Origin of the sequence: Microbulbifer hainanensis (assembly GCF_014904735.1) — a bacterium.
Classification (GTDB): domain Bacteria; phylum Pseudomonadota; class Gammaproteobacteria; order Pseudomonadales; family Cellvibrionaceae; genus Microbulbifer; species Microbulbifer hainanensis.
On the sequence record NZ_JACZCR010000027.1, the window covers coordinates 109,021 to 122,929 of the forward strand.

The 13,909-nt window shown below is 55.9% G+C and carries 11 protein-coding genes; 5 read left to right on the forward strand and 6 right to left on the reverse strand.

The features are described 5' to 3' along the window. The 4 genes from IG168_RS10275 (at position 1) to IG168_RS10290 (ending at position 3,911) form a co-directional block, all read left to right on the forward strand. A complete protein-coding gene (locus IG168_RS10275) occupies positions 1-957 on the forward strand; it encodes a formyltransferase (RefSeq protein WP_193164300.1) in 957 nt (318 codons plus the stop codon). 40 nt (positions 958-997) lie between these two features. Next, on the forward strand, positions 998-2,041 hold the full coding sequence (locus tag IG168_RS10280; protein WP_193164405.1) for a bifunctional UDP-4-keto-pentose/UDP-xylose synthase: 1,044 nt from the start codon (positions 998-1,000) through the stop codon (positions 2,039-2,041). Between the two features lie 11 nt (positions 2,042-2,052). Further along, a complete protein-coding gene (locus IG168_RS10285; protein ID WP_193164301.1) occupies positions 2,053-2,946 on the forward strand; it encodes a polysaccharide deacetylase family protein in 894 nt (297 codons plus the stop codon). 137 nt (positions 2,947-3,083) lie between these two features. Beyond that, the gene (locus IG168_RS10290; protein WP_193164302.1) at positions 3,084-3,911 is read left to right on the forward strand and encodes a glycerophosphodiester phosphodiesterase; all 828 of its coding nucleotides are present in this window, start codon (positions 3,084-3,086) and stop codon (positions 3,909-3,911) included. 91 nt (positions 3,912-4,002) lie between these two features. Here IG168_RS10290 and IG168_RS10295 read toward each other — a convergent pair whose 3' ends face one another. Continuing rightward, on the reverse strand, positions 4,003-6,378 hold the full coding sequence (locus IG168_RS10295; protein WP_193164303.1) for a DUF6351 family protein: 2,376 nt from the start codon (positions 6,376-6,378) through the stop codon (positions 4,003-4,005). Positions 6,379-6,785: 407 nt separating this feature from the next. Here IG168_RS10295 and IG168_RS10300 point away from each other — a divergent pair, with 407 nt between their 5' ends. Continuing rightward, the gene (locus IG168_RS10300; RefSeq protein ID WP_226876780.1) at positions 6,786-7,145 is read left to right on the forward strand and encodes a YidH family protein; all 360 of its coding nucleotides are present in this window, start codon (positions 6,786-6,788) and stop codon (positions 7,143-7,145) included. A gap of 13 nt (positions 7,146-7,158) precedes the next feature. On the opposite strand, the gene IG168_RS10305 is transcribed toward IG168_RS10300, so the two are convergent. The 5 genes from IG168_RS10305 to IG168_RS10325 all read right to left on the reverse strand — a co-directional run bounded on the left by IG168_RS10305 (position 7,159) and on the right by IG168_RS10325 (position 13,773). After that, positions 7,159-8,136 carry a hydrolase gene (locus tag IG168_RS10305; protein ID WP_193164304.1) on the reverse strand — a complete coding sequence of 326 codons (978 nt, stop codon included), beginning with the start codon at positions 8,134-8,136 and terminating at the stop codon, positions 7,159-7,161. Between the two features lie 156 nt (positions 8,137-8,292). Further along, positions 8,293-8,580, reverse strand: a complete 288-nt coding sequence (locus IG168_RS20990; RefSeq protein WP_404931997.1) for a DUF411 domain-containing protein — start codon at positions 8,578-8,580, stop codon at positions 8,293-8,295. Positions 8,581-8,779: 199 nt separating this feature from the next. Next, on the reverse strand, positions 8,780-9,748 hold the full coding sequence (gene egtD / locus IG168_RS10315) for an L-histidine N(alpha)-methyltransferase (RefSeq protein WP_193164306.1): 969 nt from the start codon (positions 9,746-9,748) through the stop codon (positions 8,780-8,782). Then, positions 9,745-11,034 (reverse strand): ergothioneine biosynthesis protein EgtB, encoded by a 1,290-nt coding sequence (egtB, locus tag IG168_RS10320; RefSeq protein WP_193164307.1) that lies wholly within the window; start codon positions 11,032-11,034, stop codon positions 9,745-9,747. Before egtB ends, egtD begins: the two co-directional genes overlap by 4 nt. Before the next feature lie 171 nt (positions 11,035-11,205). Further along, positions 11,206-13,773 carry a TonB-dependent receptor gene (locus IG168_RS10325; protein ID WP_226876782.1) on the reverse strand — a complete coding sequence of 856 codons (2,568 nt, stop codon included), beginning with the start codon at positions 13,771-13,773 and terminating at the stop codon, positions 11,206-11,208. Positions 13,774-13,909 lie beyond the last annotated feature (136 nt).

The window sequence follows — 13,909 nt, forward strand, 5'->3', positions numbered from 1 at the left end:
ATGAGCAGCCCAAGAAACAGAGTTGTCGTGTTCGCCTACCATAACGTTGGCGTATGCGGTTTTGAGGCACTGTTGGCCTGTGGCTTCGACATTCAACTGGTCGTGACCCATCAAGACAGCCCAACCGAAAATATCTGGTTTGCTAGCGTAGAGCGACTGGCGCAGAGGAATGGTATTCCAGTCATAAAGCCAGACAATCCGAATGATCCGGAGATTGTTGGGAAAATACGTCAATTAGCACCGGACTGGCTGTTCTCATTTTATTATCGACATTTACTTGGAGCGGAACTGCTAGAGATCCCCTCTGAGGGAGCATTCAATTTACATGGCTCCTTACTGCCAAAGTATCGTGGCCGTGTTCCCGTGAACTGGGCAATTATTCTGGGGGAGAAAGAGACCGGGGCAAGCTTGCATCGAATGGTGGTGAAGCCTGACGCTGGCAATCTAGTCGACCAACAGTCTGTCCCCATTCTTCCCAACGATACCGCCACGGATGTATTCCAGAAGGTGACCTGTGCGGCGGAAATGGTGCTTATGCGCACCCTGCCCAAGATGCTGGATGGGAGTGCCACGGAGATCCCACTGCGCCTCGATGAAGGCAGTTATTTCGGTGGCCGGAAGCCGGCAGACGGCCAGATAGACTGGTCTCAGTCCGCACTGCAGATTCACAATTTGATCAGAGCAGTCGCACCGCCCTACCCCGGTGCTTTTTTTGAGTTCGAAAATAGCAAATTGAAGTTCTTCGGCAGCTATTACCAGCACGATGCCGCAGTCGGAATGGAACCCAGACTTTATTGGGAGGGTGACTATTTGCGGGTGGATTGCCGGGACGGCCATCGCCTTACGATCACTCAAGCGGAGTGGGAAGAAAAGCCTCTAACGGAGCAACTTTTTAAGCAATGTTTCGGTGAGGAATTAAGGCTTATCGGGAGCGTAAACGTTCACCCGGCAACTTGAAGTATTTGCTTTAGCGCGTTATTGCGGAGACAGTAGATTGATGAACATTTTAATATTAGGGGTTAACGGATTTATTGGCCACCACTTGTCCCAGCGGATTCTGGAGACGACCGACTGGAGCATCTGGGGCATGGACATGCAGTCAAGCCGCATTGGCGACATCATGGATAATCCGCGATTCCACTTTTTTGAAGGTGATATTACGATCAACCACGAGTGGATCGAGTATCACGTTAAAAAATGTGACGTTGTACTGCCGCTCATCGCTATAGCCACCCCGGTAACCTATGTAAAAAACCCCTTGGCTGTATTCGAGCTCGACTTTGAAGCCAATCTCCCCATCGTTCGCTCCTGTGTGAAGTATGGAAAACGTGTGGTATTTCCGTCCACGTCTGAAGTTTATGGGATGTGCGATGATGCCGAGTTTCACCCCTATGAATCTAACCTGGTGCTCGGCCCCCTGACCAAGCCCCGCTGGATCTATTCCTGCTCCAAGCAACTGCTCGACAGGGTGATAGCAGCCTATGGGGAGCAGGAAGGGCTGGATTATACGTTGTTCCGACCTTTTAACTGGATGGGCCGCGGGCTGGATAATTTGCATGCGGCCAAGGAAGGTAGTTCCCGTGTTGTGACCCAGTTTCTCGGTCATATCGCTCGCGGTGAAGAAATCAAACTGGTTGATGGTGGCCAGCAGCGCCGCAGCTTTACGGATATCACCGACGGTATATCCGCACTGATGAAAATCATTGAAAACAAGGACGGCATTGCCACGGGAAAGATCTTTAATATCGGCAATCCCGGCAATGATATTTCCATCCGCGAACTTGCGAATTTGATGCTGGATATCGCTAAAGATTTTCCGGAATACCGCACTGGCGCTGAGCAAGTGAAGCTTGTGGAAGTCCACAGCGATGAATATTACGGACAGGGGTACCAGGATATTCAGACCCGAGTGCCATTTATTGGGAATACCGAAACTGAACTGAATTGGGCGCCGAAAGTGGGTATTCGGGAAGCTCTCATGAGTATTTTCAATGAATACAAAGATGAGATCGCCGACGCGCAAGCGCTACTGGATTGTTAGTGGAGTAACTGATGCAGATTGCGCTTAAAGTGGATGTCGATACCTATCGAGGTACTGTCGAAGGTGTACCGGCATTGCTGGAACTGTTCGCCCGCTACCAGGTGCCAGCGACCTTCCTATTTAGTTTGGGGCCGGATCATACTGGCCGAGCACTGAGACGAGTATTTCGACCAGGATTTCTACGCAAGGTCCAACGGACGTCGGTTGCCAGCCACTATGGTTACAAGACGCTGATGTACGGTGTCTTGTTACCGGGGCCCCATATCGCCCGGAAAGCCGGAGATGTTCTGCGACAGACTCGCGCTGCCGGCCATGAGGTTGGTATCCACTGCTACGACCATGTGCGTTGGCAGGATTTCGTGGCCAAAAAAAGCCGGACGTGGACTGAGCGGGAAATGCGCAGGGCATACGATGCCTTTGTCGAGGCATTCGGTGATAGTCCCACCACCATCGGAGCCGCCGGCTGGCAACTGAACAAATACGTCATAGAGCTCGAGGAGCAAATGGGTTTTGCCTATGCCAGTGACGTTAGGGGCGCAGAGCCCTTTTATCCCAAAATGCAGGACCGAAGCAGCCGGTGCCTACAGATTCCAACCACCCTCCCTACCCTGGATGAATTGCTGGGCCGTGATGGCATTGATGAATCGAATGTGGCGGAGCAGGTTTTGGCTGCCAGCCGGAAACCGGCAACCTATGGCCATGTCTATACTTTACATGCGGAACTGGAGGGAATGAAGCTGTTACCGGTCATGGAAAAGCTCCTGCAACAGTGGCAAGCCCAAGGGAACACGCTGGTTAGTCTGGAAGGATTCTATCGAACCCTCCCCCTTGAAGACATCACCCGTAAAGAGGTTGTCTGGGGAGAAGTTGAGGGTCGCTCCGGACTGCTGGCTCTGGAAGGCTGATCTCAGGCTGTTCTCTCTTCCCTTTTTGATTGCCTAAGGATTCAGGGTCTTCAAAATACTTTCTTGTATTGTTGATACTTGGAGGTCCAGGCAATGGATTGGCAAAGGCTTGCTGCGACGGGTATGGAGGCTTTTCGATGAAGTCGATAAGCAGACCAAAATTCTATTGGTTACTCGTCGCCTGTCTTCTCTCCCTCGCTGCACAAGCTCAAACCCTCCAACTACCCGAACAGGTTGGCGCCGCGAAGCACGGCGTCTATGTGATCGCCCATCGCGGCGTTCATCGCGGGATTCCGGAAAACTCCCTGCCGGCCTATGCCAAAGCCATAGAGCTGGGTTGTGATTTTATTGAGGTGGATATACGCCGCACTCGGGATGGAAAGTTCGTCAGCATCCACAACCCGACAATAGACGCCTACGCGGAAGGTGAATCCGGAAAAGTAAGCGACATGACGTTGCAGCAAATAAAGGCGCTGGATATTGGTTCAGCCGTTGGACCCCAGTGGAGAGATACCCGGGTCCCCACATTGGAAGAAATATTGGAGCTTGCCAAAGGGAAAGTTGGAATCTACCTCGATCTTAAAGTGCCCGCGGTAGCGGAATTGCTACAGATTATCAAGCAGTATGATATGGAGCATAGCGTTGTCTGGTATATCCCGATGAATTTCTACCTGGAGACTGGTCGCGACGATTTCGGACAATCACTGCCGATGCCAGATCCCCATTCCTATGAAAATCTGGGCGATTTGCTCGATAACCACAGTGTGCCGCTGGTGGCCACAGATATGGGCGTACTCTCCAAGGATTTTGTCACCCGGGCACATGCCAGAAACACGATGGTTTTTGTCGATGAGGATGACGGCTCTGAGGTGGAATGGGCGCAGATTTTGCGCTGGAACACCGATGGTATCCAGACGGATCACCCGGAAAAGTTGATCGAGTTTCTGAAAAGGCAGAAGCAGTAGTGCTTCCAAGCCCTTATTCTCTGGGGATGAAATAAGAATCCGGGCGCGCTATTCACGCGCCGGGACAATGGACATTCTAAGTATCGCCAGACTAATTCTCCGACTGACTGCTCGCCTGGAGTGTTTCTGATCTCGATTCCGCCTGGCCAAATTCAGCGCGCTGCTTCTCATTTTGCACACGTTGAGGCCGATAGTCCGGCTCGAACAGGTGCCCAGCAATATTTACCGGCGTATCGCCTGGAATCAGGAGATCCTGTGGGCGCATTGGATCCGGCTGGCTGTAGTCGCACACACCGTCTGGGAAAATTCTGTGCATCTCGTCCATACGGGCGATGACTTCACCAGTGTGGGATCCGTAGAGTCCCTTCGACACGGCCCGTTCTACCGGCTGCAGGGCACACTTGAAGACGTCGCCGCTGATTGGGGCCCCGGCCACCTGCCGCGAAGTGCTGTAGATCGGGTACTCCTGCATGCACTTTCCTGCCGCCTGTCCGTTCCAGGCGCCGTTCCATACCTGCGGCCCAGCGGCTACCACCTCGCCATTTTTGTCGAAGCACTGGTCGACGGCGTCTTCTGGCCGGTTGCCTGCCACACCGGCCTCGGGGTGTTCGATAATATTCAGCATCCAGCGGTCAATCGTTTTCAGGGCCTTCTCCAGGGGTGAGTAATTCTTTTGGCTGACCCAGATCAACTGGTTATCAAAGTGACCGCGGGCACGGCGAATACGCTCGCGGGCGGAGAAAGACGCCGAACTGTGGTGCATGTTCAATTCGCCATCGAGGTAGTGTCTCAGGTCGATAATCGGGATCTCCACATCGCCGAGAAAGATGTGGCCGGAACGGTAGATGCCTTCAACGGCTTCACGACTGGCACGACTGCGTGTGGCGGGTTTATCCATAGTGCCCAGGTTCATGTTCTGGTCACTCCAGATTGAAAATTCCGGAGGCAGGAGATTGCCGTTCAGGAACCAGAACTTTTCATTCGTCTGCTCTTGCGGTGACTTCCAGCCACCGATTGTGGCGTTCAGCTTCAGGAACGTCGCCATCGTGATGTCGCCACTGACCAGGGCCTCGAGGCCATACTGCACGCCTTCGTTGTCCCAAGTGCTGTTCGCATAGCCCGTGGAATCGGCGCCGTAGAAACGGCGCAGGTCCTCCCAGTGGGACCAGTGGGTCCTGCGCCCGGTATCCTTGTCAAAGTTGTTGATGAAATCGACAAAGTTTGGGTTGTTGACTCGCGGCACCAGCCCCCGCCAGCTCTGGGCGCACTCGGTGGTCCCTTCGACATCGTGCCGGTAGCGGCTGTCGAACAGGGATGCAGCCTGCTTCATCTTGTGGAAGCGGTCGACGACATCGTTGCTGGCTGAAAGCCCCTCAAGGAGCGTACGCTCTGCCGCCTTTCGCCACAGTGGGTTTTCCCCATCGACGACATCGAAGAAATATTCCAGGGGTTCGCAATCGAACACGTAGATGGTCTGCGTGACCATGTCGGGAAATGAGTACAGCGGAATGGCTGCATCCAGCAGGCCCGGTGCATTCTGCGCAAACAAGTATTGCTGGATGGCCCCGCCAGATCCGCCGATGCCGACGGTATACATTGGCTCCCCGTACAGGGCGGTGAATTGCCGCTTGAGACGGCGGGCCGTATCTTCGGCGAGCCAGATGTTGTAGTGATTACTGGTCCGATTGGCGGTGGAATATACAACAGCGTAACCCTTCGCAAGCTCGACCGCTCGGCGATCCAGAATGTCTCCTACGCCAATATTGCCCTGGCGGCGACCGATACCGACCCCTCCGCGCAACTGGTAGATAAGCCTGCGGTTCCAATGGTCGGGGCTGGGTTTGCTTAACGACTCCTCACTGCCGCGCAGCACCGCAATCGCGTAGAAGAAGCGGTTGATAGTGCCGGTCTCAAGGCGCACGACGAAATCCACCTCACGGCCATTCACCTTGACCCGAGCGATATCGTCTTTGGCTTCTTCGAGGGGATGAAATTCGCCATCAGTGCTGCTGCGATAGAAGTAGCCGGCTTGTGTTACGTGCCCACAATCGCGGCTGTAACCGGCAATCTCTGCGGTATCACTGCCGTCCTCATTCCGCACAAAGACCGGGACGCCCTCGCGCCGCTGATTGTCGATGACAGGCTGCTGTCTCGTAACGTTATTTTGGCCGCAGTAGAAAGGATACACGGGAGGACCGGCAAACAGCGCCGTTACCGGGCCTACTTCGCCTATCGCAATCGGGAATGAAAATGATTCGGGTGGACGCGCCATCTGGCGCGGATGTAAACCCGAGTACGGGGGCGTGGGCTTGTGATCCAGTGCGCCGATGGGTACACCCATTACCGGCGCCTCCGGCACCCCGTCAAACCTGGGTAGCTTGTTGTATACATACCAGCTACCTGTGGCCAGAGATACGAACAGAACAATGACTGCCCAGCTGAGAATTCCCGATTTCCGCAACGACATAACTGACTCCGCAGTTGCCAATTTCATTATCTTTAGCGTCTGAGTAAATACACGAATGGGCCGGCGAGCGCCGGGTGGCCGTGGTTTGTTTACCTGTTATTTCTGAAGTGGGCGGGCCGGCTGCCCTGAAGGTCAGGTGCATTCTCGTCGATGAAGGTGGCGTAACCGGGTTTGCTGCCCTTACCCAAGTGTAGTACTTGTCGCCTGAAGCGCTGCCCTGGAAGCGCACTTTGTATCGGTTATGCGGTGAGTGGTCGAGCCGATGCGTTACCCATTGCGTTTGGTGGGAAATGATGCCGCAGTCAAGAAGTACGGCCAGATGCTATGGGAGGTGGATTTTAATCCAATGGGGCGCGTCTGCTGTGCCGGATGGCAATGGGCAAAGGTGCATTTTGCGGGGGCTAGACTTGAATATCGATCATTCCGGCACGACACAGGAAGTGGCGATGGCGACAAAATTCACTGATCACGCCGCCAACGAGAGAACGTTCCTCGCATGGGTTCGAACGGCGATCGCCGTCGTCGGTTTTGGTCTCGCTGTTGGCCGTCTGAGCGACAGACCGCCCTCCGCCTGGTCAGAGGTCGCTTTACTCCTGACTGGCGGTGTCGTTGTACTGTTATCTTATTGCCGAATGCAGGTACAGCGTCGGCGCATCAATAGTCCGGAGGGCCCCGACGACGCAGCGAGTCCTGTCGACCTGCTTTTACTGGCGCTGGTGCTCAGCCTGTTCGCACTGATGGCATCTTTTACCCTGCATCTGGTGTAGCCGGCGGCTCAGCTCAGTGTTTGCGCTTGGTATCCAGAAAATCCGGGATCCTGGTTTCCAGCCAGTATTCCGGCCGCCACAGGCTCCCGCTAACAAAACCGACGTGACCGCCCTGCCGACTGATGGCCAGTTCTACGCAGGAACTGACCTCGCTCTGGTTGGGAATAGCGGACGGGCAGATAAAGGGGTCGTCAGTGGCGTGAATAATCAGCGTAGGTCTGGCGATCCGGGACAGCAGCGGCTTACTGGAGGCGCGTGTGTAGTAGTCGTCCACATCGCGAAAGCCGTGCAGTGGTGCGGTAAAGGCGTCGTCAAAATTGCGGAAATTCACGAAATTCTGTGGATTGTCGAGGTTCGGTAGTGCGCCGGCGAGACTGGAATCCCGTGCTTTTTGCTGCAGGCTGTTTTTCAGGCTCGTCAGAAGATGGCGCTGGTACACGCGCGATAGCCCGGTATTGATACGGCGGCTACAGGCGTGCAGATCCATCGGCGCGGAAACCGCTACGGCCGCGCTCAGCGGGCTGCCCGCCCCGTCCTCGCCCAGCCATTTCAGCAGTACATTGCCGCCGAGTGAATAGCCGACCGCCATCAGCGGCGTGTTGGGCAGCTGCTTTTTCAGTTCTTCGGCGAGCCAGCGGGGATCATCGCTATCTCCGCTGTGGTAGGCACGCACGAGTTTATTGGGCACGCCACCACAACCGCGAAAATGCATGACCGCCACCTGGTAATTGCGCTTCAGCAACGCGTCCATGATGCCCTGGGCATAAGGTGAGGCAACGGATCCTTCCAGGCCGTGCAGAATCAGTACTAACGGTCGCTGCGGGTCGTCTTCCAGGGGCTGTGGGACATGGAGTCCCAGCTGGTCGCCATCAAGGGTGTAGTACCAGTGGCACTCCGTCGCTATCCACGGTTTCGGACGATTAAAACGGGAAAAAATGGTCTGCAGATGGCAATTGCCCAGGCCTATGGCGGGCGAAAACTTCTCGGTCATGGGTTGGATCCGGCTTACTCAGTGGGAACCATACTGAGATTGGCCGAAAAACAAAAGCAGAGATGCTGAAGTATGGAGTGCGGCCAATCGGATACGGCCCGCGAGTGGTTATGTCTCCCGACGAATGCAGGCGGCGGAACCTTAGGGCGCCTGCAACTACTCTGTATCCGGATGCTCTACACGCTTGTAAAACTGATAGTCACCACCGCGCATTAACAGGTAGATATTGTAGGGTTCGAACTTCTTGCCATCGTACATCCCGGGACTCCCCTCGGGCATACCGGGGACGGTGAGGCCAAAGCTGCCCTTGGGGGGATTGCTCAGGTACTGGCGTATAAAGCGCGCGGGCACATGCCCTTCGAAGACGTATTTCTGTTGCCATACTGCCGTGTGACAGCTACCCATGCCTTGCGGCACACCCCACTGCCCTTTTATTTCGCTCATATGCGTGCTGTTGACAACTTCTGTCTGAATTCCGGCGCTGTGGAGGTGCTTGATCCATTTCTTGCAGCAGAAACAAAAGGGGTTTTTGTACACAATGAGTGCGCTGGCCGATGGCGGCGCGGCCGCAGTGCTGTCTTCTGCATGGAGCGGACTGCCACTGAGGAGCGCGAGTAAGAGCAGTGCGCAACCGACGAGGGATTCAGGCAACCTGAGCATAGTGAATCGCATAACGGCACTCTCTATCGGTCCAGTGCGTCACGGTCTGGAATCCGGTGTCCTCGAGAAGGCCGCGGAAACCATTCAGGGAATACTTGTGGCTGTTTTCCGTGTGAATGGTTTCGCCTTCCCGAAAATGTATGCGCTCGCCGGCGATCGTGACATCATGGGAGCGGAGACAGACCAGGTGCATTTCCACCCGTTGGCGCAGCGAGTGATAAAACGCCCGATGCGCAAACAGGCTGAGATCAAAATTCCCCTGGAGTTCGCTGTTGATTCGCGTAAGCAGATTCTTGTTGAACGCGGCCGTGACATGCTCGCTGTCGTGATAGGCGCGCTCCAGGATGACTGAGTCTTTATCCAGGTCGGTGCCGATCAACAGACCGTCCCCGGGTTGCAATTGAGAGGTGAAAATTGCGAGTAAGGCGCGTGCTTGTTCTGGATCAAAGTTGCCGATCGTTGACCCCGGAAAAAAAATCACCCGTTTGCTCGCCGGAGGGCAGTCGAACGAGTTCCAGAATGCCTTCTGCGTAAAGTCACCAACAGCTGCCTGCACCGATAGTGTCGGCAAGAGCGCTTCGATTTCCGCCCTGGCCGCCAACAGTATTTCTGGTGAGATATCAGTGGGAATGTAGCCGGCGGGCGAATCCAGCTGCTGCAAGAGCGGTCGAACCTTTTCACAATTGCCGGCACCGGGCTCGATAATCAGTGCGTCCTGACCGATATGCTCTGCCATATTGCTCAGATACCGGGAAAAAATTTCCGCTTCGGTCCGCGTCAGGTAGTAGTCGCGCAGTTCACAGATCTTTTCGAACAGTCGGGAGCCGGTTTCGTCATACAGGTATTTGCACGGTAGTGTTTTCTGCGCCTGCCTGAGTCCGTGGATGACGTCCACCAGGAATACATTCGTTTCCGGGCTCACATGGTCGAGTGGCGAGGTGGCCATATTCATTGTACGTCTCCTGCCAGGCGAATCCCGGTGAATTGCCAGCTCTGGTGCGGATAGAAGAAGTTGCGGTAGCTCATTCGGATATGATCTGCCGGTGTGACACAGGATCCACCACGCAAGACTTTCTGGTTACACATGAATTTACCGTTGTACTCGCCAACCGCGTCGGCACTGGGCCTGAAGCCCGGATACGGCAAGTAGGCGCTGGAAGTCCACTCCCACAAATCGCCCAGAAACTGGTTCTGTCCGGAAGTCGCCGTCAATGGGCGGAAGCTGCGCTTTTCCAGCAGATTGGCACCGGCAAGCTGATCCGGCCTGCGCAACTGGCAGGCAGCTACCTCCCATTCGAACTCAGTGGGCAGCCGGCGGCCCGCCCAGGTGGCGAAGGCATCCGCCTCGTAAAAACTGACATGGCACACTGGCTCGTGTCCGAGCAGTGGCTGCAAACCGCCGAGGGTAAACTGATACCAGCGCCCTTCTCTCTGCTGCCAGTAGTGCGGACAGGTTCGCTGTTCGCGCTGGATGAGCGCCCAGCCATCAGAGAGCCACAGCCGCGGTTCGCGGTAACCACCGTCTTCGATAAATTCCAGATACTCAGCGTTGGTGACCAACCGCGAGGCAACGGCGAAGTCTCCCACCAGTTGCTGGTGAATCGGACTCTCGTTGTCGAAATAAAAGTGGTCGCCCTCACTGCCGATCCGGTGGAGACCGCCGTTGATGGGCAGCCAGACTAACGGTGGCGCTCCATCTTCAGTGTCTTCGTCAACGCCGCCGTCGGCGTAGGCGGGCAAGACTGGATTGATTGAAAACGCATGTTTGATATCGGTGAGCAACAATTCCTGGTGTTGCTGCTCGTGATTCAGCCCCAGCGTTACCAATGCATCCAGTGAAGAGATGAGCGGCACCTGTGTCAGCAGCTGCTCCATACAGCTGTCGATACGGCGTCGATAGGCGAACACCGCCTCCAGGTCCGGTCTCGACAGGAGGCCCCGCTGGGGGCGACTGAACGGTGTACCGAGACTGTTGTAATAGGAGTTGAAGAGCTGGTGAAAATCCGGATCGAATGGCCGGTATCCAGGCAGATGGGGCCGCAGTAAAAAGGTTTCGAAGAACCAGCTGGTGTGGGCCAGGTGCCACTTGGTGGGGCTTGCGTCGGACATGGACTGCAGCTGCATGTCCTCTGCCGACAGCGGATCGGACAACTGTTCCGTCTCTCCCCGAATGCGCCGGTATCGGGCAAGGAGCTCTGCCCGGACTTCCGTATCTACCTCTCCCGCCAGTATCGTCATAAGTCGGCTTACTGCGATTGATTTCAAATGATCATACGCAGTTTTGGCGGGATTCCCACGAAATTGCCAGTAAACTGAAAGCTTTTGGCGCCAGTTTGCGCGCTTGTGATCTGGCACAAAAAAAGGGCCGGCATTGCCGACCCTTTTTCATTTCGCTGTAGCAGAGACAGCTTAGAAGCGAACGGTGAAGTCAGCTCCGTAAGTACGCGGCATGAAGCGCCAGCCGGTTTCGGAACCGATTGCACTGCCCGGACCGCCGTAGGAGCCCACCACCTCGTTATCGGTCACATTCTGGACCCATGCAGAAACAGTGTAACGATCGCTGGCGCTGTTGAACGCCAGACGTGCGTTGAGCAGGTCGTAATCGCCGATCACCAGAGACGGATCGGTGATGGTGCCGACACGCTCATCGGTCCAGTTGTAGTCACCGCGCATTACCACGCTGGCGCCAGAGGCCAGATCGAAGGTGTACTCGGCCATCAGGTTGACCTTGTTCTCCGGCGTGCCGACACGGGGCTGACCGGTGCGGTCGTCCGCTGCGGTTTCACCGGCGGCTGCGATGACCTGGTAGCGGGTGTACTCGGTTTCCAGGTGCGAGTAGTTACCGCCGATCAGCAGGTTGTCGGTGGCGGCCCACAGTACTTCAACTTCGGCGCCCTGCCCTTCGGCATCGGCGTTACGCAGGTTGTAGCTCGGGATCGGGAAACCGATCAGGCTCAGCTCCTGCAGGTTGTCGTACTGGTAGCTGTACACAGACGCATTCAACTGCATGCGGTTGTCGAACAGGTTCGACTTGATGCCCGCTTCGATGTTGGTCACGTTTTCCTGATCGAAGGAGTTCTCGATATTCGCGCCGTAGTTCAGGCTGTTGAAACCGCCCGCCTTGAAGCCGTTGGCCCAGGACAGGTAAGTCATCACGTTATCGTTCCAACGGTAGTCCAGCACCATACGGCCGGACAGGTCGGACCAGCTGTCAGACGGCTTCTCGGAAATCTGAGACTGGCCGCCGCTGAAGAACGCGATGCCGAACGGAATGCCGTACAGGCTGTTCTGGTAGGCGGTGTCGATGGAGAAGTCTTTTTCATCCTGGGTGTAGCGCAGGCCGAACGTCAGATCCAACGCGTCGGTGATTGACCAGGTCGCATCGCCGTAAATGGCTGCGGAGCGGTAATCACCGGTGTTTACAACGTTTTCGCGCCAGTTGGCGTTCTGGCCCTGTACGAAGGCATTGGCACCCTGGAACAGACAGCCTTGCAGCATCGCCGGATCGGCAAGTGCCGGGGCGCACTGGAAAGAGCCGGCAAACTGGGCCCAGGCTTCAGGAGAGGTCTGCGCCTGTGCAACCAGGCCCGGCAGCATGTAGTTGCCGAAGAAGCTGGCAATCATCACACCGTCGAGACCAAAACCGCGCAGCATTTCACGCGCCGCGGGCAGCTGCTCGCTGACCTGCTGATCGTTCATCTGGGCGATGGCAGCCAATTGCGGCTCGAGCTGCGCAGCCACCGGGCCCTGCATTTCTGCGGGTAACAGGGCGGTCAGTGCCATCAGCGCTTCCGGGTCTTCCTTCAGCGCGGTGTAAAGCGCGAAGCTTTCGAAAGTACTCGGCGTAAAGAAGGCCTCGGTGTCGTGCGTCAGCTTCTCCTGGGAGTAGGAAGCGCCGAGGGTCCACTTCAGGGAGTCGGTCGCGCCATTGAGACGGAATTCCTGGGAGAAGTACTTCTGGTCATCCACGTTGCGGGAGCCGAAGAAGTAGTCCGGGTTGGCCTGGCCATCTTCATCCTGCTGAATGGTCGCATCAAAAGTACGATATGACGTAATGGACGTCAGAGTTACATCGTCGAAGTCGTGGGTGACGGTCAGAGAGGAACCGTACAGGTCACGCTCTTCGCGGTTCGGGAAGTCCAGCGTCACGTCACCAAAGACACCGTCGGGAGCCAGGGCGCCGTTGACGGAGGCACGGGTGCCACTGTTCTGGTTCAGCTTGTTGTATTCGTTGCGCCACAGGATTTCAGTGTCTTCATTCGGCAGCCATGACAGGGCCGCACGGAAAGTCTGAGTATCCTGGCCACCCCAGTCAGCGCCGTTGCCGCCGTTCGGGTAGTAGCCGTCGCGCTTGTTGCTGGAGGCGGAAACACGCATCGACAGCTCATCGGTCAACGCGCGGTTGACGATGATGTCGGTAGCCATACGGCCGTAGTTACCAGCGGTAAATGTGGCTTCGGACTGGTTTTCGTTGATCGGCTTCTTGGTGATGATATGGATCGCACCACCAGTGGCGTTGCGGCCGAACAGGGTACCCTGCGGGCCCTTCAGCACCTCCACGCGCTCGATATCTGCCAGCGGCACTTCTGCGCCGGCACCGCGGCCGGTGTAGACACCGTCGACGTATACGGCTACCGCCGGGTCAGAGCCCACGGTGAAGTCGGAAGTCTGGATACCGCGAATGTTATAGGTCGGTTGCAGGGTGGTGTCGTTGTTCATCTCGACGCCGGGTGTGGATTTACCCAGGTCGGTCAGGTTCTGCGCACCCATATTCTTGATGTTGTCGCCGGTAAAGGCGGAAATGGCAATAGGTACATCCTGCAGGTTCTCTGCACGTTTCTGTGCAGTTACGACTACTTCCTCGATTTCGGCCGCGTACGCAGAGCCACTCAGAGCAGTCGCAAATGCGATGGCCTGAGAGAGAAAGGTCAAACGGAAGTTCCGGCTGTTACCGGACTGATCGGCGTCGTGCATCATCGCGTCCTCGCGTTTGTTGTTATAGAAAAGCGTGATGTTAATTAATGTCTGTTTTTGTTATTGGGCGCCATCTTACGATCAGACAAGCCGATTGGAAACCCCGTTATGACTTTTTTCTAGTGACTGGTCAGTTCTG

Bases quoted from the DNA above. Each gene is read 5' to 3' on its own strand.
- IG168_RS10285 (WP_193164301.1), top strand. From the start codon at position 2,053: ATGCAGATTGCGCTTAAAGTGGATGTCGATACCTATCGAGGTACTGTC.
- IG168_RS10290 (WP_193164302.1), top strand. From the start codon at position 3,084: ATGAAGTCGATAAGCAGACCAAAATTCTATTGGTTACTCGTCGCCTGT.
- IG168_RS10280 (WP_193164405.1), top strand. From the start codon at position 998: ATGAACATTTTAATATTAGGGGTTAACGGATTTATTGGCCACCACTTG.
- IG168_RS20990 (WP_404931997.1), bottom strand. From the start codon at position 8,580: ATGAGCGAAATAAAAGGGCAGTGGGGTGTGCCGCAAGGCATGGGTAGC.
- IG168_RS10275 (WP_193164300.1), top strand. From the start codon at position 1: ATGAGCAGCCCAAGAAACAGAGTTGTCGTGTTCGCCTACCATAACGTT.
- IG168_RS10305 (WP_193164304.1), bottom strand. From the start codon at position 8,136: ATGACCGAGAAGTTTTCGCCCGCCATAGGCCTGGGCAATTGCCATCTG.
- egtD (WP_193164306.1), bottom strand. From the start codon at position 9,748: ATGAATATGGCCACCTCGCCACTCGACCATGTGAGCCCGGAAACGAAT.
- IG168_RS10295 (WP_193164303.1), bottom strand. From the start codon at position 6,378: ATGTCGTTGCGGAAATCGGGAATTCTCAGCTGGGCAGTCATTGTTCTG.
- IG168_RS10325 (WP_226876782.1), bottom strand. From the start codon at position 13,773: ATGATGCACGACGCCGATCAGTCCGGTAACAGCCGGAACTTCCGTTTG.
- egtB (WP_193164307.1), bottom strand. From the start codon at position 11,034: ATGACGATACTGGCGGGAGAGGTAGATACGGAAGTCCGGGCAGAGCTC.